The following is a 25290-nucleotide window of genomic DNA, read 5'->3' as shown; positions in this document are numbered from 1 at the left end:
CATGACCGGTCTGCTCAGCACCCTCGCCGTCTTCGACCTCGAGACCACGGGGGTCGACGTCGCGACGGCCCGCATCGTCACGGCGCACGTCGGGGTCATCGGCCCCGACGGCGAGCCGCTCGAGTCGCGGGCCTGGCTCGCCGATCCGGGCGTCGAGATCCCCGCGGGGGCGCAGGCCGTGCACGGCATCAGCACCGAGCACGCGCGCGAGCACGGGGCGCCGGCCGCGCAGGTCGTCGCCGAGATCCTGGATGCCCTCCGTGCGCTCCTCGCCCGCCCGCTGCCCCTCGTGATCTACAACGCCCCGTACGACCTCAGCCTGCTGCGCCACGAGGCCCTCCGGCACGGCCTGCCGCCCCTGGAGCAGCCGACGCCCGTCGTCGACCCCCTCGTCATCGACAAGGCCGTCGACCGGTACCGGCGCGGCAAGCGCACCCTCGAGGCCGCGGCCGCCGAGTACGGCGTCGCCCTCAGCGGCGCGCACGACGCGGGCGTCGACGCCATCGCGGCCGGGCGCGTCGCCCAGGCCGTGGCCGCCCGCCACGCCGCGGCGCTGCCGACGACGCTCGAGGCGCTGCACGCCGCCCAGGTCGCCTGGCACGACGCGCAGTGCGACTCGTTCGAGGACTACATGCGCCGCGAGCGCGACCACCGGTTCACGGCCGACCGCGGCTGGCCCGTGCGGCACTGAGTCGGGCATCCGCCCGCACGAGCCCCCGGGAACGACGAAGGCCCCGCCGGAGCGGGGCCTTCGTCGTGCAGAACTCGGGAGCGACTACGCGCCGAAGTTCTTGAAGCGCTGGTTGAACTTCTCGACGCGGCCGGCCGAGTCCATGATGCGCTGCTTGCCCGTGTAGAACGGGTGCGAGGCCGACGAGATCTCCACGTCGATGACGGGGTACTCCACGCCGTCGAGCTCGATCGTCTTGTCGCTCGTGACGGTCGAGCGGGTGAGGAAGGTCTCCCCCGACGCGAGGTCGCGGAACACGATCGCCTTGTACTCGGGGTGGGTGTCAGTCTTCATGAACGGTTCCTTGGATTCGGTCGAGGTGGATTCAGCGGTGCACGTGTGAAGGGCGGCGGGAGCGCAGGGCTCCGCGGGCCGACTCTCAAGACTATCAGAACCGGTGCGGGCTGCCGCGGCGCGACAGCGCGGCGCGGTCAGGCCGCGCGCGCCGAGAAGCGGTCGCCGTCGCGGTGCACCGAGAGGGCGAGCCCGAAGGCGGCGCTGAGCCGCTCGTCGGTGACGACCTCGTCGATGGGGCCGGCGGCCGAGACCGAGCCCTCGGCGAGCAGCAGCGCGTGCGAGAAGCCGGTCGGGATCTCCTCGACGTGGTGCGTGACCATGATCATCGCGGGCGACTCGTCGGAGGACGCGTAGGCGCCGAGCAGCTGCAGCAGCTCCTCGCGGGCGCCGAGGTCGAGGCTCGCGGCCGGCTCGTCGAGCAGCAGCAGCTCGGGGTCGGTCATGATCGAGCGCGCGATCTGAACGCGCTTCTGCTCGCCGTCGCTGAGGCTGCCGAAGCGCCGGTCGGCGAAGCGGTCGAGGCGCCACTCGCGCAGCACGCGGTGGGCGCGGCGCTCGTCGACCTCCTCGTAGGTTTCGTTCCAGCGGCCGGCGACGGAGTGCGCAGCGGTCATCACGACGTCGAGCACGCGCTCGTCGGCGGGGATGCGGCGGGCCATGGCCGTCGAGGCGAAGCCGATGCGCGGGCGCAGCTCGGCCAGATCGCTCGAGCCGATCCGCTCGTCGAGCACCGTGACGGTGCCGGTCGTCGGGTGCAGCAGCGCGGCGGCGAGCTGCAGCAGCGTGGTCTTGCCGGCGCCGTTCGGGCCGAGCACGACCCAGCGGTCGCTGTCCTCCACCCGCCAGTGGACCGAATCGAGGATGGCCGTGCCATCGCGCGTGAGGGTGACGTCGTCGAACTCGAGAACACTGGCCATGGTGCGATCAGCCTATCGCCGCTCCCGGCTCGAACGGGGTCAGACGAGCAGGCTCTTGTACAGGCTGCGCGTGCGCTGGGCGATCGCGTCCCAGGCGAAGTGCTGCTCGGCGCGGTGCCGACCGGCCTCGCCCATCGCGAGGGCGCGCGGGGCATCCATCACGACCTCGCGCAGCACGTCGGCGAGGTCGCCGATGAAGCGCTCGGGGTCGATGGGCGTGCCCGTGCCGTCCTGCATCTGCTCGATCGGCACGAGGCGCCCGGTGACGCCGTCGTCGACGACCTCGGGGATGCCGCCCGTCGCGGTGCCGACCACGGCGACGCCGCAGGCCATGGCCTCGAGGTTGACGATGCCGAGGGGCTCGTAGACGCTCGGGCAGACGAAGACGGTCGCGTGCGAGAGCACGGTGGCGAGCTCGTGCTGCGGCAGCATGCGCTCGATCCAGACCACGCCCGTGCGCTCGGACTGCAGCGCGGCGACGCCCTCCTGCACCTCCTGCAGGATCTCCGGGGTGTCGGGCGCGCCCGCGCAGAGGACGAGCTGCACGTCGTGCGGCAGGCGGCGCATGGCCTGCAGCAGGTAGGGCAGGCCCTTCTGCCGCGTGATGCGGCCGACGAAGACGACGGTCGGGCGGTCGGGGTCGATGCCGAGCGAGCGCACGAAGTCGGGGTCGATGGTGCGCCGCCAGCCCTCGAGGTCGATGCCGTTGTGGATGACCGAGACGCGCGCCTCGTCGAGGGCCGGGTACGAGCGCAGGATGTCGCGGCGCATGCCGTCGCTCACGGCGATGACGGCGTCGGCGGTCTCGAAGGCCTGGCGCTCGATCCAGCTGGAGATGCGGTAGCCGCCGCCGAGCTGCTCGGCCTTCCACGGCCGCAGCGGCTCGAGGCTGTGGGCGGTGACGACGTGCGGGATGCCGTGCAGCATCTGCGCGAGCTGGCCGGCGGCGTTCGCGTACCAGGTGTGCGAGTGCACGAGGTCGGCGCCGACGACGTCCTCGGCGATCGCGAGGTCGACGCCGAGCGTGGCGAGGGCGGGGTTCGCCCCGGCGAGGATGCCCGGCACGAGGTACGCCTGCGTGCCCTCCTCCTCGCGCGGCGCGCCGAAGCAGCGCACGCGCACCTCGAGCTCGGAGCGGAGGGCCCGGACCAGCTCGGCGACGTGCACGCCCGCTCCCCCGTAGACCTCGGGCGGGTACTCCCGGCTGATGACGTCGACGCGCATGACGACGACGCTAGTACGGCGGCGGCCCTCTCACCTACTGTGGGGGTATGGCCGCACCCAAGATCTTCGGAATCGTCCTCGCCGGTGGAGAGGGCAAGCGGCTCATGCCGCTCACCGCCGACCGGGCCAAGCCCGGCGTGCCCTTCGCGGGCGGCTACCGGCTGATCGACTTCGCCCTGTCCAACCTCATCAACTCGGGGTTGCGCCAGGTGGTCGTGCTCACGCAGTACAAGAGCCACTCGCTCGACCGCCACATCTCGCAGACGTGGCGCCTCAGCGGCATGCTCAACGCCTACGTCGCCTCGGTGCCGGCGCAGCAGCGCCTCGGCAAGCGCTGGTTCTCCGGCTCGGCCGACGCCATCCTGCAGAGCCTCAACCTCATCCGCGACGAGAAGCCCGACATCGTCGTCGTGGTCGGCGCCGACCACGTGTACCGCATGGACTTCCGCCAGATGATCGACGCGCACATCGCCAACGGCGCGGGCGTCACGGTCGCGGGCATCCGCCAGCCGATCGGGCTCGCCGACCAGTTCGGGGTCATCGAGACCGACCCCGCGAACCCGCAGCGCATCGCGGCCTTCCACGAGAAGCCGAAGAACCCCGAGGGGCTCGCCGACTCGCCGCACGAGGTGCTCGCCTCGATGGGCAACTACGTCTTCGACGCCGACGTGCTCATGGACGCCGTCATCCGCGATGGGCGCAACGACGACTCCGACCACGACATGGGCGGCGACATCGTGCCCGACTTCGTGAACCGCGGCGAGGCCTTCGTCTACGACCTCAACCACAACCTCGTGCCCGGGGCGACCGAGCGCGACCGCTTCTACTGGCGCGACGTGGGCACGATCGAGTCCTTCTTCGACGCCCACCAGGATCTGATCTCGGCGCTGCCGGTGTTCAACCTGTACAACGCCGACTGGCCGATTTACACGCAGCAGCTCAACATGCCGCCGGCGAAGTTCGTGCGCGACGGCCAGGGCCGCACCGGCAACGTCGTCGACTCGATCGTCTCGCTCGGCGCCGTGGTCTCGGGCTCGCTCATCGAGCGAAGCGTGCTCGGCACCGCCGTCACGATCGAGTCGGCCGAGGTCATCGACTCCGTCGTGTTCGAGCGCACGGTCATCGGCGCCGGCGCGGTCGTCCGCCGCGCCATCCTCGACAAGGAGGTCGTCGTGGCACCCGGGGCGCAGGTCGGGGTCGATCACGACGCCGACCGCGCCCGCGGCTTCACCGTGACCGAGACCGGCATCACCGTGGTGGGCAAGGGCACCCACGTCGTCTAGGCGGTCACCGCCCCGCCGATCGCGCCACCGCCCGACCGTCCCGACCGCGCGCGCCCACGCGCCCTCCAGGAGCCCCGCATGCCCCGCTTCCTCGTCGTGCTCGACGTCGACTCCACGCTCATCGAGCAGGAGGCGATCGAGCTGCTCGCCGACGAGGCGGGCACGGGCCCCGAGGTGGCGCGCATCACCGAGCGCGCGATGGCGGGCGAGCTCGACTTCGCCGCCTCGCTCGCCGAGCGCGTCGCCCTGCTCGCCGGTCTCGATGCGGGATGCTGCGCCGGCGTCGCCGACCGCATCACCCTCACGGCCGGCGCCGAGCAGCTGATCGAGGGCGTCCACGCCGCCGGCGGCGCCGCGGCCGTGGTCTCCGGCGGATTCCACGAGCTGCTCGACCCGATCGCGGCGCGACTGCGCCTCGATCGCCACCGCGCCAACCGGCTCGAGCTCGATGGCGGACGGTTCACCGGCCGCACCTCGGGCCCCGTGATCGACGCCGGAGCGAAGGCCGAGGCCCTCCGGCAGTGGGCCGACGAGCTCGACGTGCCGCTCGCCCGCACGATCGCCGTCGGCGACGGCGCCAACGACCTCGGCATGATGGCGGCGGCCGGCCTCTCGATCGCCTTCGACGCGAAGCCGGTGGTGCGCGCGGCCGCGCATCTCAGCCTGCCGCGCCGCGACCTCTCGGCGGTCCTCGCCGTGCTGGGCCTGCGCGGCTAGACCGCGACCCGAGGTCGGGCGGGCAGGGGAGGCTGCGGGGCCTAGTGCCCCATGCCGAGGCCGCCGTCGACGGGGATGACCGCGCCGGAGATGTAGCCGGCGTCGTCCGAGGCGATCCACGCGACGACGCGGGCGACCTCCTGGGCGCTGGCGAAGCGGCCCGCGGGGATCGCGTCGCGGTACGCCTTCTGCTGCTCCTCGGGCAGGGCCGCCGTCATGTCGGTCTCGATGAAGCCGGGGGCGACGACGTTCGCGGTGATGCCGCGACCGCCGAGCTCCCGCGTGAGGGAGCGCGCCATCCCGACCAGGGCCGACTTCGAGGCGCTGTAGTTGACCTGCCCGGCCGAGCCGTAGAGGCCGACCACGCTCGAGATGAGCACGATGCGGCCGAAACGCGCCTTGAGCATCCCCTTCGTCGCCCGCTTCACGGTGCGGAAGGCGCCCGTCAGGTTCGTGTCGACCACCTGCTGGAAGTCGTCGTCGCTCATGCGCAGCAGCAGGGTGTCGCGGGTGATGCCGGCGTTCGCCACGACGACCTCGATGGGCCCGTACGCCTCCTCGACCTCGCGGTACGCGGCGTCGAGCGAGGCGGCGTCGGTCACATCGGCGGTGACGGTCAGCGCGCCCTCCGGGCCGGAGCCGGAGCGGGCGGTCACGGCCACGCGGTGGCCCTGGGCGAGGAACTCCTCGGCGATCGCGAAGCCGATGCCGCGGTTGCCGCCGGTGATGAGAACGGTGCGCTGAGAGGTCATGACCCTCAAGCTTATGCGCAGGCTGCGCTCGTAGGATCGAGCCGACATGAAGCAGACGCCGGGCGCCGCCATCACGAGCATCCCCGCCTCTCCCGCCGAGGAGCGGCACACCCGCATGGTGAAGTACGCCGTCGCGATGGGCATCCGCCTGGTCTGCATCGCCGCCTGCTTCGTCACCCCCGGGTGGTGGCTGCTCATCCCCGCGCTCGGCGCGGTCATCCTGCCCTCCTTCGCCGTGCTCGTCGCCAACAACGTCGCGCCGACCACCGGCCCCGCCGTCGAGCGCCCCGGCCAGATGCTGCCGTACGCCCCCGGCGGGCCCGGGCCCTCCGCGTGATCTCCCTACCTGGCGAGATCTCGGGCACGCGCTGCTCGCGGGCCGGCTGCCGCGCCGAGGCGGTGTGGGCCGTCAACTGGCGCAACCCGAGCATCCACACCCCCGACCGGGTGAAGGTCTGGCTCGCCTGCGAGGAGCACCGCGACTTCCTGTACGACTTCGTCGACCAGCGCGGCTTCCCCGTGACGATCACGCCCGCGGGCGTCGTCGTCGGCCGCGTGCCCGATCGGGGAGAATGAGCGCATGAGCATCGCGCGCCTGGCCCTGTCGCGCAAGTGGCTCGGCTACCTCGCCCTCACCGTGATCGTCGCGATCGTCTGCGTCGGCTTCGGGCTCTGGCAGTGGGCGCGCCGCGAGGAGGCGGTCGCCGAGATCAGCCTCATCGAGGACAACTACGACGCCGAGCCCGTCGACTACGCCGAGGCCATGGGCGAGGGATTCGACCCGGCTGACGAGTGGCTGCCCGTGCTGCTCGAGGGCGAGTACCTCGCCGAGGACCAGCTGCTCGCCCGCAACCGCCCGCGCGACGGCCGGCCGGGCTTCGGGGTGCTCACCCCGCTGCAGCTCGACGACGGCACCGTCGTGGTCATCGACCGCGGCTGGCTGCCGATCGGCTCGGCGCAGGACTCCCCCGACGTCGTGCCCGAGGCGCCCGCCGGTCGCGTCGAGGTCACCGCGCGCCTCAAGCCCGGCGAGCCCACCATCGCCGGCCGCGGGGCGCCCGAGGGCCAGATCGCGACCATCAACCTGCCGCAGATCGCCGAGCTGCTGGGCCCCGAGGTCGAGACGACCGCCTACGGCCAGCTCATCGCCGAGGACCCGGCGCCCGCGCAGCGCCCGCTCCCGGCCCAGCGCCCCGTCCTCGACGAGGGCCCCCACCTCAGCTACACGTTCCAGTGGTACGTCTTCGCGATCCTCGCCTTCATCGGCTTCGGGTGGGCGCTGCGGCAGGATGCCCGGGCCCTCGAATCCGAGCGCACCGGGGTGCCCGTGGCCGAGCCGGCCCGGCGCCGCCCGAGCGACGCCGACGAGGAGGACGCGCTGCTCGACGCCCCGCGCTGAGGGTCGACCGCGCTAGGCGAGCGAGATGAGCTCGGCGTAGTCCTTCGTCCAGAGGTCCTCGACGCCGTCGGGCATGATGAGCACCCGCTCGGGGTTGAGCGCCTCGACCGCGCCCTCGTCGTGGCTGACGAGGATGACGGAGCCGGCGTAGCTCGACAGCGCGCCGAGGATCTCGAGGCGGCTGGCCGGGTCGAGGTTGTTCGTCGGCTCGTCGAGCAGCAGCAGGTTCGCCTTCGAGACGACGAGCATCGCCAGCGAGAGGCGCGTCTTCTCGCCGCCCGAGAGCACGCCGGCCGGCTTGGCGGTGTCGTCGCCGAGGAAGAGGAATGAGCCGAGCACGCTGCGCGCCTCGCGCTCGGTGATCGTCTCGGAGGCCGACATCATGTTCTCGAGCACGCTGCGCTTCACGTCGAGCGTCTCGTGCTCCTGCGCGTAGTAGCCGACGCGCAGGCCGTGACCGGGCTCGAGCTCGCCCGTGTCGGGCGCGTCCACGCCCGCGAGGATGCGCAGCAGCGTGGTCTTGCCGGCGCCGTTGAGGCCCAGGATGACCACGCGGGAGCCGCGGTCCACCGCCAGGTCGACGGCGGTGAAGATCTCGAGCGAGCCGTAGCTTTTCGACAGATTGCGGGCCTGCAGCGGCGTCTTGCCGACGGGCGCCGGATCGGGGAACCGCAGCTTCGCCACCCGATCGACGGCGCGCACCTCCTCGAGGCCCGAGAGCATCTTCTCGGCCCGGGCGACCATCTGGTGCGCCGAGGCGGCCTTCGAGGCCTTGGCGCCGAAGCGCGCGGCCTGCTGCTGCAGCGAGGTGGCCTTCTTCTCGACGTTGGCGCGCTCCTTCTTGCGGCGCTCCTCGTCGGCCTCGCGCTGGCGCAGGTAGTGCTTCCAGCCCATGTTGTAGATGTCGATGACCTGGCGGTTCGCGTCGAGGTAGAAGACCTTGTTGACGGTCTCCTCCACCAGGTGGATGTCGTGGCTGATCACGATGAAGCCGCCCTGGTAGCTGCCGAGGAACTCGCGCAGCCACACCACCGAGTCGGCGTCGAGGTGGTTGGTCGGCTCGTCGAGGATCATCGTCTCGGCATCGCTGAACAGGATGCGGGCGAGCTCGATGCGGCGGCGCTGACCGCCCGAGAGCGTGTTGAGCGGCTGGCTGAGGATGCGATCGGGCAGGTTGAGGTTGCTCGCGATCGACGCGGCCTCGGCCTCGGCCGCGTAGCCGCCGAGGGCGAGGAAGCGGTCGGTGAGCCGCCCGTAGCGGTTCATCGCCTTCTCGCTCACCTCGGGGTCGGGGCTCGCCATGTCCTGCGTCGCCTGCTGCATGTCGATGACGATCTGGCCGAGACCGCGGGCGTCGAGGATGCGCGTGCGGGCGAGCTGCTCGGGATCCCCCGAGCGCGGATCCTGCGGCAGGTAGCCGAGCTCCCCCGTGCGCTGCACGCTGCCCGCGGCGGGCAGCTCGTCCCCCGCGAGCACCTTGGTGAGCGTCGTCTTGCCGGCGCCGTTGCGCCCCACGAGGCCGACCTTGTCGCCCTTGTCCACCCGGAAGGCGACGTTCTCCATGAGCAGGCGCGCGCCGACCCGGATCTCGAGATCCTGAACAGCGAGCACAGCGGAGGTCCGTTTCTTTGGTGGGTTTCGTCAGCCGGGGCGACGGGGGGTCAGCCCGATAGTCTACCGAGGTCCCCTGACCCTCGAATCCCGTGAGGAACGCCACCGCCGTGACGAACGCCATCACCCTCGCCCGTCCCACTCTCGTGGACCGCGTCCAGACCCGCACCCTCGCCACCGACGTCATCCTCGTCATGGGCGGCACGGCGCTCGTCGCCGCCCTCGCCCAGATCGCCGTGCCGCTCTGGCCCGTGCCCGTCACGGGTCAGACCCTCGCCGTGCTCATCGTCGGCGCCTCGCTCGGCGCGGCCCGCGGCGCAGCCTCGCTCGCGCTCTACGCCATCGTCGGCGGCCTCGGCCTGCCGGTGTTCAGCGACGCGGAGTCGGGCTGGAGCATCATCGCGGGCCCGACCGGGGGTTACATCATCGGCTTCGTGCTCGCCGCCGCGATCGTCGGCTGGGCCGCCGAGCGCCAGTGGGACCGCGGATGGCTGAAGGCCGCGGTCACCTTCATCGGCGGCTCCCTCGTCGTCTTCGCGGTCGGACTCCCCTGGCTCGCGATGTCGCTCGGCCAGCTCGGCCTGCCGAACGACCTCGGCGCCGTGCTCGCCTCGGGCTTCGTGCCGTTCATCATCGGCGGCCTCATCAAGGCCGGCATCGCCGCCGCGCTCATGCCCGCGCTCTGGCGTGCGGCCGAGGCGCGTCGCGCCGACGAGGCCTGACAGCCCGCGCATCCCGCATGCAGAACGCCCCCGCCGAATGATCGGCGGGGGCGTTCTCCATTCGACGCGATGGCGGAGGTCAGATGCTGAAGCCCAGCGCGCGCATCATGTCGCGACCGTCGTCGGTGATGCGCTCGGGGCCCCACGGCGGCATCCACACCCAGTTGATGCGGAACTGCGCGACGATGCCGTCGAGCGAGTTGGCGACCGACTCCTCGATGACGTCGGTGAGCGGGCAGCCGGCCGAGGTGAGGGTCATCGAGATGATGAGGGCGTCGGACTCCTCGTCCCACGCGAGGTCGTAGACGAGCCCCAGGTCGACGATGTTGACCCCGAGCTCGGGGTCGATGACGTCCTTGAGACCCTCCTCGACCTGGTCGAAGAGCTTCGGTTCGAGTGCGACGGGCATGCGGTCAGGCTACCGGCGTCTCGGTGACGAAGCGATCGTAGCCCTCGTTCTCGAGGCGATCCGCCAGCTCGGCGCCACCCTGCTCGGCGATGCGGCCCTCGACGAAGACGTGCACGAAGTCGGGCTTGATGTAGCGCAGGATGCGCGTGTAGTGCGTGATGAGGAGCACGCCGAGGCCGGTCGACTCCTTGACGCGGTTCACGCCCTCCGAGACGATCTTGAGCGCGTCGACGTCGAGGCCGGAGTCGGTCTCGTCGAGCACGGCGAACTTGGGCTTGAGCAGCTCGAGCTGCACGATCTCGTGGCGCTTCTTCTCGCCGCCCGAGAAGCCCTCGTTGACGTTGCGCTCCGAGAAGCCGCGGTCCATGCGCAGGGCCTCCATCGAGCTCTTGAGGTCCTTGACCCAGCTGCGCAGGGGCGGGGCCTCGCCGTCGAGGGCGGTCTTCGCGGTGCGGAGGAAGTTCGACACCGTCACGCCGGGGATCTCGACCGGGTACTGCATGGCGAGGAACAGGCCCGCCTTGGCGCGCTCGTCCACGCTCATCGCGAGGACGTCCTCGCCGTCGAGCGTGATCGAGCCCGAGTCGACGGTGTAGCGGGGGTGCCCGGCGATCGTGTACGCGAGCGTCGACTTGCCCGAGCCGTTGGGGCCCATGATCGCGTGGATCTCGCCCTTGTTGATGGTCAGGTCGACGCCGCGGAGGATCTCCTTGGGGCCCTGATCGGTGGCGATCGAGACGTGCAGGTCGCGGATCTCAAGTGTGGACATGTCGTGGGGTTCCGTTCGTCGTCGTGCCCGCGGGAGCGGGAGGTTGCTGCTCGTCGTGCCCGCGGGAGCGGGCGGTTGCTGCTGAGGGGCGCCGGTCAGGGCGCGATGGTCGTCGCGGCGTCCACGAGGATCTCGCCGTTCTCGACGGTCACCGCGTAGACGGGCACCGGCTCGAAGGCCGGGAAGTTCTTGGGGGCGCCGGTCGCGAGGTCGAACTTCGACCCGTGCGCCCAGCACTCGAGCGTGCCGTCCTCGACGAAGCCCTCGCTCAGCGAGATATCGCCGTGGGTGCAGGTGTCGCCGAGCGCGTGCACGGCGCCGGATGAGTCCTTCACGACGGCGATCGGCTTGCCGTCGATGACGACCTTCATGGCCGTGGCGGGCGCGAGCTCGCTGTCGGCGCAGACGCGGGTGCCGGCCATGTCAGTCGACCTCCATGGTCGCGAGCTCGGCCTCGACGGCGTCGATGAGCCGCGCGCGGACGTCCTCGACGGTGATCTTCTGCACGATCTCCATGAGGAAGCCGAGCACGACCAGGCGGCGCGACTCCTTCTCGGAGATGCCGCGCGAGCGCAGGTAGAACAGCTGCTCGTCGTCGAAGCGGCCCGTGGCGCTCGCGTGACCGGCGCCGGCGATCTCGCCGGTCTCGATCTCGAGGTTCGGGATGCTGTCGGCGCGGGCGCCGTCGGTGAGCACGAGGTTGCGGTTCGCCTCGTAGGAGTCGGTGTCGACCGCGTCGGCGCCGATGAGCACGTCGCCGATCCAGACGGTGCGCGCCTTGGCGCCCTGCAGCGCGCTCTTGTAGAGCACGTTGCCCTTGGTCGCGGGCCCCTCGTGGAACATGTACACCTGGCTCTCGAGGTGCTGGCCGCTGTCGGCGAAGGAGAGGCCGTAGAGCTCGGCGTGGCTGCCCTCGCCGGCGAGCCGAACGCTCGGGTTCACGCGCACGACCGCGCCGCCGAGGCTGACGACGAAGTGCGTGAGGGATGCCCGGCGCCCGACCACTGCCTGATGCGCCGCGGCGTGCACGGCGTCGTCCTCCCACGTCTGCAGCGAGAGCACGGTCAGCGCCGCGCCGTCGCGCACGATGATCTCGACGTTCTGGGCGTACTGCGCGCTGCCCGTGTGCTCGAGCACCACGGTGCCGTGCGCGTCGCGCTCGGCCTCGATGACGATGTGGGCGTTGGCGTGACCGGACGCATCGGTGCCGTGCAGGCGCACGCGCACCGGCTGCTCGAGCACCTCGCCCGCGCGCAGCCGCAGGTGCAGGGCGTTCTCGCTGCGCTTCCACGCGATGGCGCTCGGCAGGTCCTCCGGGCGGAAGATCTCCCCGCGGACGGGGGCGTCGAGGCCCTCGGAGGGGACGTGCACCCCGGCGGGGGCATCCACCTCGTAGTCGACCGTGCCGTGCCCGCCCGCCTCGTCGACGAACAGGGGCGCGAGCCGCTGCAGGTCGCTGAGCTTCCAGTTGACCTCGCGCGCCGAGGGGGCGGCGAAGTCCGCCGGCTCGAACGAGGTCGGCCGGGCGGATCGGGTCTGGATGGGCACGTCCGCCAGTCGGGCGGCGAGGGCGTCGGCGATCAGGGTCTCGGTCATCGAGCCTGGGGGTCCTTTCGTGGGGGGCGGGAGGGCGGCGGCGCGGGCGATCAGCCGACGCTGCCCTCCATGTTCATCTCGATGAGCTTGTTGAGCTCGAGCGCGTACTCCATGGGCAGCTCGCGCGCGATCGGCTCGATGAAGCCGCGCACGATCATCGCCATGGCCTCGTCCTCGGGCAGGCCGCGCGACTGCAGGTAGAACAGCTGCTCCTCGCTCACGCGCGAGACCGTGGCCTCGTGCCCCAGCTGCACGTCGTCGACGCGGATGTCGATCGCCGGGTATGTGTCGGAGCGCGAGATGGTGTCGACGAGCAGGGCGTCGCAGCGCACGGTGTTGGCGGAGTGGTGCGCGGCGGCATCCACCCGCACCTCGCCGCGGTAGCCGGCGCGACCGCCGCCGCGGGCGATCGACTTCGAGATGATCGACGACGTCGTGTACGGCGCCATGTGGATCATCTTGGCGCCGGCGTCCTGGTGCTGGCCCGGGCCGGCGAAGGCGACCGAGAGCGTCTCGCCCTTGGCGTGCTCGCCGACGAGGAAGATCGACGGGTACTTCATCGTGACCTTCGAGCCGATGTTGCCGTCGATCCACTCCATGGTGGCGCCCTCGTGGGCGACGGCGCGCTTCGTGACGAGGTTGTAGACGTTGTTCGACCAGTTCTGGATCGTCGTGTACCGAACGCGGGCGTTCTTCTTCACGATGATCTCGACGACGGCCGAGTGCAGCGAGTCGCTCTTGTAGATCGGCGCCGTGCAGCCCTCGATGTAGTGCACGTACGAGCCCTCGTCCGCGATGATCAGCGTGCGCTCGAACTGGCCCATGTTCTCCGTGTTGATGCGGAAGTAGGCCTGCAGCGGGATCTCGACGTGCACGCCGGGCGGCACGTAGACGAACGATCCGCCCGACCAGACGGCCGTGTTGAGCGCGGCGAACTTGTTGTCGCCGGGCGGGATGACCGTGCCGAAGTACTCCTGGAACAGCTCCGGGTGCTCGCGCAGCGCCGTGTCGGTGTCCATGAAGATGACGCCCTGCTCCTCCAGGTCCTCGCGGATCTGGTGGTAGACGACCTCGGACTCGTACTGGGCGGCGACGCCGGAGACGAGGCGCTGGCGCTCGGCCTCGGGGATGCCGAGCTTCTCGTACGTGGCCTTGATGTCCTCGGGGAGCTCCTCCCACGTGGTGGCCTGCTTCTCGGTCGAGCGCACGAAGTACTTGATGTTGTCGAAGTCGATGCCCGAGAGGTCGGCGCCCCAGTTCGGCATCGGCTTCTTGCCGAAGAGGTCGTAGCCCTTCAGGCGCGTCTTGAGCATCCACTCGGGCTCGCTCTTGAGCGCGGAGATGTCGGAGACCACCTCGGTGCTGATGCCGCGGCGGGCGGTGCTGCCGGCGGCGTCGGAGTCGGACCAGCCGAACTCGTACTGCCCCAGACCTTCCAGCTCGGGTCGATCGATAAGCACGTCAGACACGATGTTCCTCTCTGTTGCCGAACCCAACCGGTGGCGATGGCGGCCCATTCCCCTCGCGGGACGCGATGGGGTTGTTGAGGGCGGATGCTCATGGAGCCCGATTTACACTGGACTCTGGCGGGTCGATGCCCCACGCGGAACCCGCGGAGGCACCCGCTATCGACACTGATGGTGAGCGCTGGAAGTCTACCGTGCTCAGCCTGGACGGAGAGGGTGCGGCACCGTGAATCGCCTGTGGCAGAACCTGGTCGGCTCGGTGCGCGCGGCGCGCGCGTGGCTCCCGACGACGGTCGATCGGCGCGTGCGGTTCATCGCCTGGGCCTCCCTCGTCAGCCAGACCCTCATCGTCGGCACCGGCGGCGCGGTGCGCCTCACCGGCTCGGGCCTCGGCTGCCCGACGTGGCCGCGGTGCACGGCGGACTCGTTCGTCGCGACGCCCGAGATGGGCATCCACGGCATCGTCGAGTTCGGCAACCGCCTGCTCACCTTCGTGCTCGTCATCATCGCCATCGCCGCCTTCGCCTTCGTCGTGCGCATGCGACGCGAGCGCCCCGAGCTGCTGCGCCTCTCCGTGGCCCTCGGCCTGGGCATCCCGGCGCAGGCGATCATCGGCGGCATCACCGTGCTGACGAACCTCGACCCGTGGATCGTCGGCCTGCACTTCGTCGTCTCGACCGCGCTCGTCGCGCTCGCGACCGTCTTCGTCTTCCGCGTCTACCGCGGGCCGGCCTCGCGCTCGCTCGCCGTGCCGGCCCCGGTGCGGATGCTCGGCCTCGCGACCGCCGTCGGCGCCTGGGTCACCGTGCTCGTCGGCATCGTGGTCACCGGCTCGGGCCCGCACGCGGGCGACGGCGGCGCGGCGCGCAACGGCCTCGACTCGGAGCTGCTGCAGCACGTGCACTCCTGGCCGGCCTACATCACCGCCGGCCTGAGCCTGGCGCTGCTCGTCGTCGCCGCGCGGCTCGGGCTGGCCCGCGTGCAGCGCGCCGCCGTGGGCCTGCTGCTCGTCGAGGGGGCGCAGATCGTCATCGGCGTGGCCCAGGCGCGGCTCGGCCTGCCCGAGATCCTCGTCGGGGCGCACATGGTGCTCGCCTGCGTGCTCATCGCCGCGGTGACGCGCGTGCTGCTGGAGATGCGGACGACCCGCGACGAGGACGCCGCTCTCACCGCCGCAACCGCGGAGCCGGAGCTCGTCGCCCGCTAGCCCGCTCGGCGGGACGCGGCCGCTAGTACGGCAGCAGCGGGTCGATGCCGACGGCCACGAAGAGCAGCGTCAGGTAGGTGATGCTGGCGTGGAAGACCTTCATCGGCTTCGCCTCGCGGCCGTGCAGCGCGCGCGAGTAGAGGCGGTGGCTCTCGATGATGAACCAGGCCCCCGCGAGCACCGCGGCGCCCGAGTAGAGCGCACCCATGTCGGCGACGGGGATGAGCAGCAGCGAGCAGGCGACCGTGGCCCAGGCGTACAGGATCGTCTGCAGGCCGACCATGGCGCGCCCGCGCACGACGCCGAGCATGGGCACGGAGGCCGAGGCGTAGTCGTCGCGGTACTTGAGCGACAGCGGCCAGTAGTGCGGCGGCGTCCAGAGGAACACGACGAGGAAGAGGATGAGCGGCGGCCAGTCGAGCGAGCCGGTCACGGCCGTCCAGCCGATGACGACCGGGAAGCAGCCGGCGATGCCGCCCCAGATGATGTTCTGCTCGGTGCGGCGCTTGAGCACGAGCGTGTAGATGACGACGTAGAAGAGGATGGCGGCGAGCGCGAGCGACGCGGCGAGCCAGTTCGTCGTGATGAGCAGCCAGACGATGGAGACGACGCCGAGCACGTAGGCGAAGACGAGCGCCTGCCGGTCGGTGAGCTCGCCCGTCACGAGCGGCCGGTTCTGCGTGCGCTGCATGATGCGGTCGATGTCGCGGTCGATGTACATGTTGAACGCGCCGGCCGATCCGGCCGAGAGGGCGCCGCCGATGAGGGTCGCGAGCACGAGCCAGAGGCTCGGCAGCCCGCCCTCCGCGAGGATCATGACCGGGGCGGTCGTCACGAGCAGCAGCTCGATGACCCGCGGCTTCGTCAGGGCGACGTACGCCGCCACGGTGCGCTTGAGGGTGCGCGGACGGGTCGTGATCGACGGGTCGAGCGCAGTATCCATGTCTCCTCTTCGCGCGGCGGGTTCGCCGTCGAGTCTACGGGAGCGGTGCTGGGGGGATGCTCGGCCCGCGCCCCCGCACGACAGAGGCCCTCCCTATACTGGGGCGAGCTTGTCAGCCGCCACGTCCGTCTCTCGAACGGGGGCGCCCTCACGGGTGCCCGAGTGGGCCGCGGTCACGATCGATGACGATCACGGCAAGGTTCCCGCCAGGGGCAGCACCACCCGGATCGCCCCTGAGCTCGCATCGAGAAAGGGCTGTACCCCCGTCATGACCGACCTCACCTGGGACCCGCTGGACTCCGCCGCTGTCGACACGGCACGAATGCTCGCGGCGGACGCCGTCGAGAAGGTCGGCAACGGGCATCCCGGCACCGCGATGAGCCTCGCCCCCGTGGCCTACCTGCTGCACCAGAAGACGATGCGGCACGACCCCGCCGACCCGCAGTGGCTCGGGCGCGACCGCTTCATCCTCTCGGCCGGGCACAGCTCGCTGACGCAGTACGTGCAGCTCTACCTCGGCGGCTACGGCCTCGAGCTCGACGACCTCAAGTCGCTGCGCACCTGGGGCTCGAAGACCCCCGGCCACCCCGAGTACGGCCACACCGACGGCGTCGAGATCACGACCGGCCCGCTCGGGCAGGGCCTCGCCTCCGCCGTCGGCTTCGCCTACGCCGCCCGCTTCGAGCGCGGCCTGCTCGACCCCGGCGCCCCGGCCGGCGAGAGCCCCTTCGACCACCACGTCTACGTCATCGCCGGCGACGGCGACCTGCAGGAGGGCGTCACGAGCGAGGCCGGCTCGCTCGCCGGCCACCAGCAGCTCGGCAACCTCATCGCGATCTACGACTCGAACCAGATCTCGATCGAGGACGACACCGACATCGCCTTCACCGAGGACGTCGCCGCGCGCTACGAGTCGTACGGCTGGCACGTGCAGACGGTGGACTGGAAGCAGACCGGCGAGTACGTCGAGGACGTGCACGCGCTGCACGCCGCGCTCGAGGCGGCGAAGGCCGAGACCGGGCGCCCGAGCCTCGTGATCCTCAAGACGATCATCGGCTGGCCGGCCCCGACCAAGCAGAACACCGGCAAGATCCACGGCTCGGCCCTCGGCGGCGAGGAGCTCGCCGCGACGAAGACGATCATGGGCTTCGACCCCGAGCAGAGCTTCGTCGTCAGCGACGAGGTCATCGCGCACACGCGTGCCGCCGTCGAGCGCGGCGCCGAGCGCCACGCCGAGTGGCAGCAGGGCTTCGACGCCTGGGCGACCGCGAACCCCGAGAAGAAGGCCCTCCTCGACCGGATGCTCGCGGGCGAGCTGCCCGAGGGCCTCACCGAGGCGCTGCCGGTGTTCGAGGGCGGCACGAGCGTGTCGACCCGCGCCGCGAGCGGCAAGGTCATCAACGCCATCGCCGGCGTGGTTCCCGAGTTCTGGGGCGGCTCGGCCGACCTCGCCGAGTCGAACCTCACGACCATCGCGGGCGGCGGCTCGTTCGTGCCCGCCGAGCACTCCACGCACGAGTGGCAGGCCGACCCCTACGGCCGCATCCTGCACTTCGGCATCCGCGAGCACGCGATGGGCGCGATCCTCAACGGCATCGCCCTCCACGGCCGCACGCGCGTCTTCGGCGGCACCTTCCTCATCTTCAGCGACTACATGCGCCCCGCCGTGCGCCTCGCCGCCCTCATGGGCGTGCCGGTCACCTACGTCTGGACGCACGACTCGGTCGCGCTCGGCGAGGACGGCCCGACGCACCAGCCGGTCGAGCAGCTCGCGGCGCTGCGCGCCATCCCGGGGCTCGACATCGTGCGCCCGGCCGACGCGAACGAGACCGCCTGGGCGTGGAAGACGATCCTCGACCGGCACAGCCACCCGGCCGGTCTCGCGCTGACCCGCCAGAACGTGCCCGTGTTCGAGCGCGGCGACGACGTCGCCTCGGGCGAGGTGCTCGCCGCGGCCCATCACGTCGCGCGCGGCGCCTACGTGCTCGCCGAGGCTGCGAACGGCTCGCCCGACGTCATCCTCATCGCGACCGGCTCCGAGGTGCAGATCGCGCTCGAGGCCCGCGAGGTGCTCGCCGGCGAGGGCGTCCACGCCCGCGTCGTCTCGGCTCCGAGCCTGGAGTGGTTCGAGGAGCAGAGCGCCGAGTACCGCGAGTCCGTGCTGCCGGCCGCTGTCACCGCCCGCGTCAGCATCGAGGCGGGCCTCTCGCTGAGCTGGCACCGCTACCTCGGGGTGCGCGGTCGCGCGGTCTCGATCGAGCACTTCGGCGCCTCGGCGGACTACCAGACCCTGTACCGCGAGTTCGGCATCACGACCGAGGCCGCCGTGGCCGCCGCGCACGAGTCGCTCGCCGCGGGCTGAACCCGCTCCCCCACCGACCCCCACCTCCCCCGCAGCACCAGAGAACCGAGGACAGCATGACCTCCACCCCCACCGCTCAGCTCAGCGCGCTCGGCGTCAGCATCTGGCTCGACGACCTCTCGCGCGATCGCATCTCCTCCGGCGGGCTCGCCGCGATCATCACCGACCGCGACGTCGTCGGCGTCACGACCAACCCCACGATCTTCGCGGCGGCGCTCGCGACCGGCACGACCTACGACGACCAGATCCGCGACCTCGCGGCCGCCGGCGTCGATGTGACCGACGCCGTCTTCGAGATCACCACCGACGACGTGGCCGCGGCGAGCGACATCTTCGCCCCCGTGTACGCGTCGACCGCAGGCCGCGACGGCCGCGTCTCGATCGAGGTCGAGCCGGGCCTCGCCCACGACGCCGCCGGCACGATCGAGCAGGCGCGCCAGCTCTGGGCGAAGGTCGACCGCCCGAACGCGATGATCAAGATCCCCGCGACGCTCGAGGGGCTCGAGGCGATCACCGAGACCATCGGCGCCGGCATCAGCGTCAACGTCACGCTCATCTTCAGCCTCGAGCGGTACCGCGCCGTGATCGACGCCTACCTCGCCGGGCTCGAGAAGGCGCGCGACGCCGGGCACGACCTCGCGACCATCCACTCCGTCGCCTCCTTCTTCGTCTCGCGCGTCGACTCCGAGATCGACAAGCGGCTCGAGGCGATCGGCACCCCCGAGGCGCTCGCCCTCAAGAGCAAGGCCGGCATCGCGAACGCCCGCCTCGCCTACGAGCTCTTCGAGCAGGCCTTCGCCGAGCCCCGCGCCGCGGCCCTGCTCGAGGCCGGCGCCAACGTGCAGCGCCCGCTCTGGGCCTCGACCGGCGTCAAGGACCCGGCGCTGCCCGACACCCTCTACGTCACGGCCCTCGCCGTCGGCGACACCGTGAACACCATGCCGGAGAAGACCCTCGAGGCGACCTTCGACCACGCAGTGGTCGAAGGCGACGAGGTCAGCGGCTCGTACGAGGCCTCGCGCGCCGTGCTCGCGGCCCTCGAGGAGCAGGGCGTCTCGATCGCCGAGGTCACCGCGCTGCTCGAGAAGGAGGGCGTGGAGAAGTTCATCGTCAGCTGGAACGAGCTGCTCGACACCGTGTCGGCCGCGCTCGAGGCGGCCAAGTGACCGCCACCGTCGGCGCGCGCGGCGCGGCCGCCGAGGCGATCGAGCGGCACGTACCGGCGCTGGTCGAGCAGCTCGTCGCGAGCCGCCTCACCGCGGGCGACGCGACGCTCTGGGGCCCTGCCGCCGAGGCCGAGGCCTCCGTGCGGCTCGGCTGGATCCAGGCGGTCGGCGTCTCGCGCCCGCTCGTGGCCGAGATCGAGCAGCTGCGCGAGGAGCTCGCCGAGCGCGGCGTGACCCGCATCGTGCTATGCGGGATGGGCGGCTCCTCGCTCGCCCCCGAGGTCATCACCGCGACGGCGGGCGCGCCGCTCGTCGTCCTCGACGCCACCGACCCGCACCAGGTGCGCGGCGTCGTCGAGCACGACCTCGCCTCGACGGCCGTCGTCGTCTCCTCCAAGTCCGGCTCCACCGTCGAGACCGACAGCCAGAAGCGCGCCTTCGAGGCGGCCTTCACCGCCGCCGGCATCGACCCCGCCGAGCGCATCATCATCGTCACCGACCCGGGCTCGCCGCTCGAGCAGGCCTCGCGCGCCGCCGGGTACCGCGTCTTCACCGCCGACCCGACCGTCGGCGGGCGCTACTCGGCGCTCACCGCCTTCGGCCTCGTGCCCTCCGGCCTCGCCGGCGCCGACATCGCCGAACTGCTCGACGAGGCGGATGCCGCGCTCGCGCCGCTCTCCATCGACAGCCCCTCGAACCCCGGGCTGCAGCTCGCGGCGGCCATCGCGGGCACCGAGCCCCGGCGCGACAAGCTCGTGCTCGTCGCCGACGGCACGCACGTCGTGGGGCTCGGGGATTGGGTCGAGCAGCTGATCGCGGAGTCGACGGGCAAGGACGGCACGGGCATCCTGCCGGTCGTCGTCGGGATCGACGCGCCGGAGCTCGTCTCCCACGCCCCCGACGTCCAGGTCGTGCGCCTCGTCGCCGACGCCCGCGCGACCGAGGAGGTCGCCGAGGGCGAGATCGAGCTCTCCGGATCGCTCGGCGCGCTCATCATGACCTGGGAGTACGCGACCGCCATCGCCGGCATGATGCTCGGCATCAACCCCTTCGACCAGCCCGACGTCGAGTCGGCGAAGGTCGCCGCCCGCGGCCTGCTCGACGCGCGCCCCGAGCCGGTCGAACCGCTGTTCGTCGACGGCGGGGTCGGCGTCGCCGGGCCGCAAGCCCTGCTCGAGGGCGCCACGACCGTGAGCGAGGCCGTCGACCGCCTGCTCGCGGCGGTGCCCGCCGACGGCTACGTCGCCGTGCAGGCCTACCTCGATCGCACCGCGCACCCCGAGCTCGAGGCCGTGCGCCACCGCATCGCGGCCGCGAGCGGACGGCCGACCACCTTCGGCTGGGGTCCGCGCTTCCTGCACTCGACCGGCCAGTACCACAAGGGCGGTCCCGCGCACGGGGTGTTCCTGCAGATCGTCTCGACGGCCGAGGGCGACCTCGAGATCGCCGACCGGCCGTTCACCTTCGGGCAGCTCATCGCCGCGCAGGCGGCCGGCGACGCCCGCGTGCTCGCCGACCACGGGCGACCGGTCGTGACGCTCACGGTCTCCGATGCGAGCGCCATCGCCGCGCTCATCACCGCGCTCGCCTGAGCGCCGCTCGCCCGAGCACCGACCACCCTTCCCGTACGAGGAGATCCATGCCCCCGGTCGACATCTCGCCGGACAGCAACCCGCTGCGCTCCCCCGATGATCGCCGCCTGAACCGCATCGCCGGTCCGAGCGGGCTCGTCATCTTCGGGGTCACCGGCGACCTGTCGCGCAAGAAGCTCATGCCCGCCGTCTACGACCTGGCGAACCGCGGCCTCCTGCCGCCGGGCTTCGCGCTCGTCGGCTTCGCGCGGCGCGACTGGGAGGACCAGGACTTCGAGAAGGTCGTGCACGACGCCGTGCAGGAGCACGCGCGCACGCCCTTCAACGAGGACGTCTGGAAGCAGCTCGCGGCGGGCATCCGCTTCGTCTCGGGCGAGTTCGATGACGACGCGGCCTTCGAGCGGCTGTCGGCGACGATCGCCGAGCTCGACCGCGAGCGCGGCACGATGGGCAACCACGCCTTCTACCTGTCGATCCCGCCGAAGTCGTTCCCTCAGGTGACCCAGCAGCTGCGCCGCAGCGGCCTCGCCGAGGCGGAGGACGGCCAGTGGCGCCGCGTCGTCATCGAGAAGCCCTTCGGCAGCGACCTCACGACGGCGCGCGAGCTGAACGCCGTCGTCGAATCGGTGTTCCCGCCCGACTCGGTGTTCCGCATCGACCACTACCTGGGCAAGGAGACGGTTCAGAACATCCTCGCGCTGCGCTTCGCCAACATGATGTACGAGCCGATCTGGAACGCGAACTACGTCGACCACGTGCAGATCACCATGGCGGAGGACATCGGGGTCGGCGGGCGCGCGGGCTACTACGACGGCATCGGGGCGGCGCGCGACGTCATCCAGAACCACCTGCTGCAGCTGCTCGCGCTCACGGCGATGGAGGAGCCCGTCTCGTTCGACGCCGCCGACCTGCGCGCCGAGAAGGAGAAGGTGCTCTCGGCCGTGCGCCTGCCGAAGGATCTCGGCGCCGCGACCGCCCGCGGCCAGTACGCCGGCGGGTGGCAGGGCGGCGAGCACGTGCTCGGGTTCCTCGAGGAGGACGGCATGAACCCGGAGTCGGTCACCGAGACCTACGCCGCCATGCGCCTCGACATCGGCACCCGCCGCTGGGCGGGCGTGCCCTTCTACCTGCGCGCCGGCAAGCGCCTCGGCCGCCGCGTCACCGAGATCGCCGTCGTCTTCAAGCGGGCCCCGCAGTACCTGTTCGCCGAGAGCCAGACCTCGGCGCTCGGCCAGAACGCGCTCGTCATCCGCGTGCAGCCCGACGAGGGCGTCACGATGCGCTTCGGCTCGAAGGTGCCCGGCGCCGGCATGCAGGTGCGCGACGTCACCATGGACTTCGGTTACGGCCACGCCTTCACCGAGGCGAGCCCCGAGGCCTACGAGCGGCTCATCCTCGACGTGCTGCTCGGCGAGCCGCCGCTGTTCCCCCGCCACGAGGAGGTCGAGCTCAGCTGGAAGATCCTCGACCCGATCGAGGAGTACTGGGCCACCCAGGGGCGCCCCGAGCAGTACGCGCCCGGCACCTGGGGCCCGAAGTCCGCGGACGACCTGCTCGCCCGCGACGGCCGCGTCTGGAGGCGCCCGTGATCATCACCCTGCCCGACACCACGACCAGCAAGGTCACCAAGACGCTCGTGCGCATCCGCGACGAGGCCGGCGCCGTGGCGCTCGGTCGCGTGCTGACGCTCATCATCGCCACGACCATCGGCGAGGAGGAGGACGTCATCGCGGCCGCGAACGACGCCTCGCGCGAGCATCCGATGCGCATCATCGTCGTCTCGACCGACAGCGCCGACGCGGATGCCCGGCTCGACGCCGAGATCCGGGTCGGCGGTGACGCGGGCGCGAGCGAGGTCGTCGTGCTGCGCGCCCACGGCGACGCGGCGCGCGACCAGCACGGCCTCGTGACCGGGCTGCTGCTGCCCGACGCCCCCGTCGTGACCTGGTGGCCCGGCGAGTGCCCGTCGCGGCCCGGCGAGACGCCGCTCGGCGATCTCGCGCAGCGCCGGATCACCGACGCCGCGGCCTCGGCCGACCCCCTCGCCCGCCTCGAGCGGCTCGCCCGCGAGTACGAGCCCGGCGACACCGACTTCGCCTGGACGCGGCTCACGCTGTGGCGCGCCCAGCTCGCCGCCGCGCTCGACCAGCCGCCGTACGAGCCCGTGGAGCGCGTCGAGGTCGAGGGCCCGCCCGACTCCCCCTCCACCGTGCTGCTCGCCGCCTGGCTGCGCCGTCAGCTGCAGGTGCCCGTCGAGGTGCGCGTCGTCGGCGACGACGCGACCGCGGGGCTCTCGCGCGTCGTGCTGCACCGCTCGTCCGGCCCGCTCACGCTCGAGCGCACCGAGCCGGCCATCGCGCGGCTCACGCAGGCCGGGCAGCCGACCCACGAGCTGTCGCTTCCGCGGCGCACCCTGCGCGAATGCCTCGCCGAGGAACTGCGTAGGCTCGACCCCGACGACGTGTTCGGCGACGTGCTGCGCTCGGGACTCGAGCCCGCGGCCTGAGGCCGTCGACCGCGCGGCTCCCGAGCCGCGGCCGAGCATCCCGCCCCCGATCCGCAGCAGAGAGGTTCACACCGACGTGACGACCGAACGACGCGTGCTCGTGCACCCCGACCGCCCCGCCCTCGCCGCCTCCGTCGCGGCGCGGTTCCTCACGAAGGTCATCGACCTCATCGAGGACGAGGGCGAGGCCCACATCGTGCTCACCGGCGGCTCCGTCGGCACCGAGGTGCTGCGGGCCATCGCCCAGTCGCCCGCGCGCAACAGCATCGACTGGTCGCTCGTGCACGTGTGGTGGGGGGATGAGCGCTGGCTGCCGCGCGGGGACGACGAGCGCAACGAGACGCAGGCCCGCCGGGCGCTGCTCGACCACGTGCCCGTCGACGAGAGCCGCGTGCACCCGTTCCCCGCGAGCGACGAGGGGCTCGACATCGACGAGGCCGCCGCGCGGTACGCCGACGAGCTGCGCGCCCACGCGGCCGAGGGCGCCGATTTCCCCCGCTTCGCCATCACCTTCCTCGGGGTGGGGCCCGACGGCCACGTCGCCTCGCTGTTCCCCGAGCGCGAAGGGCCCACCGTCACGGTGCCCGGCGTCATCGCCGTGCACGACTCCCCCAAGCCTCCCGCCGGCCGGCTCAGCCTGACGATGCCGCTCATCAACAGCTCCGAGCGCATCTGGCTCGTGCTCACCGGCGCCGACAAGGCCCCCGCCCTCGGGCTCGCCCTCGCCGGCGCCTCGGTGCAGGAGGTGCCCGTCGCGGGCGTGCTCGGCACCAAGCGCACCGTGTTCTTCATCGACGCCGCTGCCTCGACCGACGTGCCCGAGTCGCTCATCATGCCCACCTCCTACTGGACGGGCGCGATGGACCAGTCGGACTGGCTGCCGACGCGGGCGCCCGGCGGACGCTAGCGCCGCGCGGCTCGCCGCCGCGAACGAGAACGGCCCCGGCATCCATTCGGATGACCGGGGCCGTTCTCGTGACTGGGCGTCAGGCGGAGGTGCCGCGCCGCTCGCGGAGCTTCTGCAGCGCCTCGTCGAGGATCTGCTTCGCCTCGTCCTCGGAGCGGCGCTCCTTCACGTAGGCGAGGTGGGTCTTGTACGGCTCGTTCTTCGCCACCTGGGGCGGGTTCGCCTTGTCACGGCCGGCGGGGAGGCCGGTCGTCGGGGAGTCGATGACCTCGGGGATCTCCTCCTCCGGGAGGTTCGCCGCGAAGTGCCGCACCGTCTCGTTGCCCGAGGCGTCCCAGTACGAGACGGCGATGCGCTCGGCGTGGACGCCGCGATCCTGCTCGCCCATGGGGCCTGACCCGACCCGCGAGCCGCGGATCGCACTGCCACCGGAGACCATGTGGTGCTCCCTTCCTAGACCGCGTCGAAACGCGTGATGAGACCGAGGATCACGATCGAGGTCACCCAGACGAGGGCGAGCACGATCGTGATGCGGTTGAGATTGCGTTCGGCGACCCCGGAGGCGCCGAGGTTCGACGAGACGCCGCCGCCGAACATGTCGGAGAGCCCGCCGCCGCGACCGCGGTGGAGCAGGATCATCAGGGTGAGCAGCAGGCTGGTGATGCCCAGGACGACCTGGAGCAGGACCTGAAGGATTTCCACGGGGGCGACCTCT

Annotated in this window: 27 protein-coding genes; 14 read left to right on the top strand and 13 right to left on the bottom strand. The window is 71.8% G+C overall.

All coding sequences use genetic code 11. From position 1 onward, the window contains the following. Position 1 precedes the first annotated feature (1 nt). Complete coding sequence (locus HGB54_RS07005) at positions 2-691, top strand: exonuclease domain-containing protein (protein ID WP_168915802.1); 690 nt, start codon at positions 2-4, stop codon at positions 689-691. Between the two features lie 84 nt (positions 692-775). On the opposite strand, the gene HGB54_RS07000 is transcribed toward HGB54_RS07005, so the two are convergent. From HGB54_RS07000 to glgA, 3 genes are all read right to left on the bottom strand, one after another. Further along, a complete protein-coding gene (locus tag HGB54_RS07000; RefSeq protein ID WP_168915801.1) occupies positions 776-1024 on the bottom strand; it encodes a type B 50S ribosomal protein L31 in 249 nt (82 codons plus the stop codon). A 137-nt stretch (positions 1025-1161) separates the two neighbouring features. Next, positions 1162-1944 (bottom strand): ABC transporter ATP-binding protein, encoded by a 783-nt coding sequence (locus tag HGB54_RS06995; protein ID WP_168915800.1) that lies wholly within the window; start codon positions 1942-1944, stop codon positions 1162-1164. A 39-nt stretch (positions 1945-1983) separates the two neighbouring features. Beyond that, positions 1984-3168 (bottom strand): glycogen synthase, encoded by a 1185-nt coding sequence (gene glgA, locus HGB54_RS06990; protein ID WP_168915799.1) that lies wholly within the window; start codon positions 3166-3168, stop codon positions 1984-1986. 47 nt (positions 3169-3215) lie between these two features. On the opposite strand from glgA, the gene glgC reads away from it, so the two are divergent. Both glgC and serB read left to right on the top strand, forming a co-directional pair. Beyond that, positions 3216-4451 carry a glucose-1-phosphate adenylyltransferase gene (glgC, locus tag HGB54_RS06985; RefSeq protein WP_168915798.1) on the top strand — a complete coding sequence of 412 codons (1236 nt, stop codon included), beginning with the start codon at positions 3216-3218 and terminating at the stop codon, positions 4449-4451. Between the two features lie 78 nt (positions 4452-4529). Further along, a complete protein-coding gene (serB, locus tag HGB54_RS06980; RefSeq protein ID WP_168915797.1) occupies positions 4530-5168 on the top strand; it encodes a phosphoserine phosphatase SerB in 639 nt (212 codons plus the stop codon). 41 nt (positions 5169-5209) lie between these two features. Here serB and fabG read toward each other — a convergent pair whose 3' ends face one another. Beyond that, positions 5210-5920: a 3-oxoacyl-ACP reductase FabG gene (gene fabG, locus HGB54_RS06975; RefSeq protein ID WP_168915796.1), complete on the bottom strand. Its 711-nt coding sequence runs from the start codon at positions 5918-5920 to the stop codon at positions 5210-5212. 46 nt (positions 5921-5966) lie between these two features. Between fabG and HGB54_RS06970 the strand changes: the two genes are divergently transcribed. Genes HGB54_RS06970 through HGB54_RS06960 form a run of 3 tightly spaced genes read left to right on the top strand, consistent with a single transcriptional unit; the run spans position 5967 to position 7319 of the window. After that, entirely contained in the window at positions 5967-6257 is a 291-nt protein-coding gene (locus HGB54_RS06970) for a DUF3099 domain-containing protein (RefSeq protein ID WP_168915795.1), read from the top strand. Continuing rightward, complete coding sequence (locus tag HGB54_RS06965) at positions 6254-6496, top strand: hypothetical protein (RefSeq protein WP_228545722.1); 243 nt, start codon at positions 6254-6256, stop codon at positions 6494-6496. Before HGB54_RS06970 ends, HGB54_RS06965 begins: the two co-directional genes overlap by 4 nt. 4 nt (positions 6497-6500) lie before the next feature. Beyond that, the gene (locus HGB54_RS06960; RefSeq protein WP_168915794.1) at positions 6501-7319 is read left to right on the top strand and encodes an SURF1 family cytochrome oxidase biogenesis protein; all 819 of its coding nucleotides are present in this window, start codon (positions 6501-6503) and stop codon (positions 7317-7319) included. Between the two features lie 12 nt (positions 7320-7331). On the opposite strand, the gene abc-f is transcribed toward HGB54_RS06960, so the two are convergent. Beyond that, positions 7332-8930, bottom strand: a complete 1599-nt coding sequence (gene abc-f / locus HGB54_RS06955) for a ribosomal protection-like ABC-F family protein (RefSeq protein WP_168915793.1) — start codon at positions 8928-8930, stop codon at positions 7332-7334. A 92-nt stretch (positions 8931-9022) separates the two neighbouring features. Here abc-f and HGB54_RS06950 point away from each other — a divergent pair, with 92 nt between their 5' ends. Further along, on the top strand, positions 9023-9652 hold the full coding sequence (locus HGB54_RS06950; protein ID WP_228545721.1) for a biotin transporter BioY: 630 nt from the start codon (positions 9023-9025) through the stop codon (positions 9650-9652). A 79-nt stretch (positions 9653-9731) separates the two neighbouring features. On the opposite strand, the gene HGB54_RS06945 is transcribed toward HGB54_RS06950, so the two are convergent. The 5 genes from HGB54_RS06945 to sufB form a co-directional block, all read right to left on the bottom strand. Further along, positions 9732-10061, bottom strand: coding sequence for a metal-sulfur cluster assembly factor (locus tag HGB54_RS06945; RefSeq protein WP_168915792.1), 330 nt, complete (start codon positions 10059-10061; stop codon positions 9732-9734). A gap of 4 nt (positions 10062-10065) precedes the next feature. Next, positions 10066-10830, bottom strand: coding sequence for a Fe-S cluster assembly ATPase SufC (sufC, locus tag HGB54_RS06940; protein WP_168915791.1), 765 nt, complete (start codon positions 10828-10830; stop codon positions 10066-10068). Between the two features lie 95 nt (positions 10831-10925). After that, on the bottom strand, positions 10926-11252 hold the full coding sequence (locus HGB54_RS06935; RefSeq protein ID WP_168915790.1) for a non-heme iron oxygenase ferredoxin subunit: 327 nt from the start codon (positions 11250-11252) through the stop codon (positions 10926-10928). 1 nt (position 11253) lies between these two features. After that, positions 11254-12426, bottom strand: coding sequence for a Fe-S cluster assembly protein SufD (gene sufD, locus HGB54_RS06930; RefSeq protein ID WP_168915789.1), 1173 nt, complete (start codon positions 12424-12426; stop codon positions 11254-11256). 50 nt (positions 12427-12476) lie between these two features. Next, entirely contained in the window at positions 12477-13895 is a 1419-nt protein-coding gene (sufB, locus tag HGB54_RS06925; RefSeq protein ID WP_168915788.1) for a Fe-S cluster assembly protein SufB, read from the bottom strand. Between the two features lie 223 nt (positions 13896-14118). On the opposite strand from sufB, the gene HGB54_RS06920 reads away from it, so the two are divergent. Then, positions 14119-15099 carry a COX15/CtaA family protein gene (locus HGB54_RS06920; RefSeq protein WP_228545719.1) on the top strand — a complete coding sequence of 327 codons (981 nt, stop codon included), beginning with the start codon at positions 14119-14121 and terminating at the stop codon, positions 15097-15099. Positions 15100-15121: 22 nt separating this feature from the next. Here HGB54_RS06920 and HGB54_RS06915 read toward each other — a convergent pair whose 3' ends face one another. After that, complete coding sequence (locus HGB54_RS06915) at positions 15122-16042, bottom strand: heme o synthase (protein ID WP_168915787.1); 921 nt, start codon at positions 16040-16042, stop codon at positions 15122-15124. Between the two features lie 268 nt (positions 16043-16310). Between HGB54_RS06915 and tkt the strand changes: the two genes are divergently transcribed. The 6 genes from tkt to pgl all read left to right on the top strand — a co-directional run bounded on the left by tkt (position 16311) and on the right by pgl (position 24575). Continuing rightward, a complete protein-coding gene (gene tkt, locus HGB54_RS06910; RefSeq protein WP_168915786.1) occupies positions 16311-18404 on the top strand; it encodes a transketolase in 2094 nt (697 codons plus the stop codon). A 56-nt stretch (positions 18405-18460) separates the two neighbouring features. Then, entirely contained in the window at positions 18461-19570 is a 1110-nt protein-coding gene (gene tal / locus HGB54_RS06905) for a transaldolase (RefSeq protein ID WP_168915785.1), read from the top strand. Continuing rightward, positions 19567-21162: a glucose-6-phosphate isomerase gene (locus HGB54_RS06900; RefSeq protein WP_168915784.1), complete on the top strand. Its 1596-nt coding sequence runs from the start codon at positions 19567-19569 to the stop codon at positions 21160-21162. The genes tal and HGB54_RS06900 overlap by 4 nt, the downstream gene beginning before the upstream one ends. A 47-nt stretch (positions 21163-21209) precedes the next feature. Continuing rightward, positions 21210-22751, top strand: a complete 1542-nt coding sequence (gene zwf / locus HGB54_RS06895) for a glucose-6-phosphate dehydrogenase (protein ID WP_168915783.1) — start codon at positions 21210-21212, stop codon at positions 22749-22751. Further along, on the top strand, positions 22748-23668 hold the full coding sequence (locus HGB54_RS06890; RefSeq protein WP_168915782.1) for a glucose-6-phosphate dehydrogenase assembly protein OpcA: 921 nt from the start codon (positions 22748-22750) through the stop codon (positions 23666-23668). Before zwf ends, HGB54_RS06890 begins: the two co-directional genes overlap by 4 nt. A gap of 76 nt (positions 23669-23744) precedes the next feature. After that, positions 23745-24575 carry a 6-phosphogluconolactonase gene (gene pgl, locus HGB54_RS06885; RefSeq protein ID WP_168915781.1) on the top strand — a complete coding sequence of 277 codons (831 nt, stop codon included), beginning with the start codon at positions 23745-23747 and terminating at the stop codon, positions 24573-24575. Between the two features lie 79 nt (positions 24576-24654). On the opposite strand, the gene HGB54_RS06880 is transcribed toward pgl, so the two are convergent. Both HGB54_RS06880 and secG read right to left on the bottom strand, forming a co-directional pair. Next, on the bottom strand, positions 24655-25014 hold the full coding sequence (locus tag HGB54_RS06880) for an RNA polymerase-binding protein RbpA (protein ID WP_168915780.1): 360 nt from the start codon (positions 25012-25014) through the stop codon (positions 24655-24657). A 14-nt stretch (positions 25015-25028) separates the two neighbouring features. Continuing rightward, positions 25029-25277 (bottom strand): preprotein translocase subunit SecG, encoded by a 249-nt coding sequence (secG, locus tag HGB54_RS06875; RefSeq protein WP_168915779.1) that lies wholly within the window; start codon positions 25275-25277, stop codon positions 25029-25031. Between the last annotated feature and the right edge of the window lie 13 nt (positions 25278-25290).

This window comes from Microcella flavibacter, assembly GCF_012530535.1.
Lineage (GTDB): Bacteria > Actinomycetota > Actinomycetes > Actinomycetales > Microbacteriaceae > Microcella > Microcella flavibacter.
The sequence above is the reverse complement of the archived record's forward strand: the minus strand, read 5'-3'. Positions and strand labels throughout refer to the sequence as shown.

Coding starts and splice junctions, on each gene's coding strand:
- HGB54_RS07005 (WP_168915802.1), top strand. CDS start 2: ATGACCGGTCTGCTCAGCACCCTCGCCGTCTTCGACCTCGAGACCACG.
- HGB54_RS07000 (WP_168915801.1), bottom strand. CDS start 1,024: ATGAAGACTGACACCCACCCCGAGTACAAGGCGATCGTGTTCCGCGAC.
- HGB54_RS06995 (WP_168915800.1), bottom strand. CDS start 1,944: ATGGCCAGTGTTCTCGAGTTCGACGACGTCACCCTCACGCGCGATGGC.
- glgA (WP_168915799.1), bottom strand. CDS start 3,168: ATGCGCGTCGACGTCATCAGCCGGGAGTACCCGCCCGAGGTCTACGGG.
- glgC (WP_168915798.1), top strand. CDS start 3,216: ATGGCCGCACCCAAGATCTTCGGAATCGTCCTCGCCGGTGGAGAGGGC.
- serB (WP_168915797.1), top strand. CDS start 4,530: ATGCCCCGCTTCCTCGTCGTGCTCGACGTCGACTCCACGCTCATCGAG.
- fabG (WP_168915796.1), bottom strand. CDS start 5,920: ATGACCTCTCAGCGCACCGTTCTCATCACCGGCGGCAACCGCGGCATC.
- HGB54_RS06970 (WP_168915795.1), top strand. CDS start 5,967: ATGAAGCAGACGCCGGGCGCCGCCATCACGAGCATCCCCGCCTCTCCC.
- HGB54_RS06960 (WP_168915794.1), top strand. CDS start 6,501: ATGAGCATCGCGCGCCTGGCCCTGTCGCGCAAGTGGCTCGGCTACCTC.
- HGB54_RS06945 (WP_168915792.1), bottom strand. CDS start 10,061: ATGCCCGTCGCACTCGAACCGAAGCTCTTCGACCAGGTCGAGGAGGGT.
- sufC (WP_168915791.1), bottom strand. CDS start 10,830: ATGTCCACACTTGAGATCCGCGACCTGCACGTCTCGATCGCCACCGAT.
- HGB54_RS06935 (WP_168915790.1), bottom strand. CDS start 11,252: ATGGCCGGCACCCGCGTCTGCGCCGACAGCGAGCTCGCGCCCGCCACG.
- sufD (WP_168915789.1), bottom strand. CDS start 12,426: ATGACCGAGACCCTGATCGCCGACGCCCTCGCCGCCCGACTGGCGGAC.
- HGB54_RS06915 (WP_168915787.1), bottom strand. CDS start 16,042: ATGGATACTGCGCTCGACCCGTCGATCACGACCCGTCCGCGCACCCTC.
- tkt (WP_168915786.1), top strand. CDS start 16,311: ATGACCGACCTCACCTGGGACCCGCTGGACTCCGCCGCTGTCGACACG.
- tal (WP_168915785.1), top strand. CDS start 18,461: ATGACCTCCACCCCCACCGCTCAGCTCAGCGCGCTCGGCGTCAGCATC.
- zwf (WP_168915783.1), top strand. CDS start 21,210: ATGCCCCCGGTCGACATCTCGCCGGACAGCAACCCGCTGCGCTCCCCC.
- HGB54_RS06880 (WP_168915780.1), bottom strand. CDS start 25,014: ATGGTCTCCGGTGGCAGTGCGATCCGCGGCTCGCGGGTCGGGTCAGGC.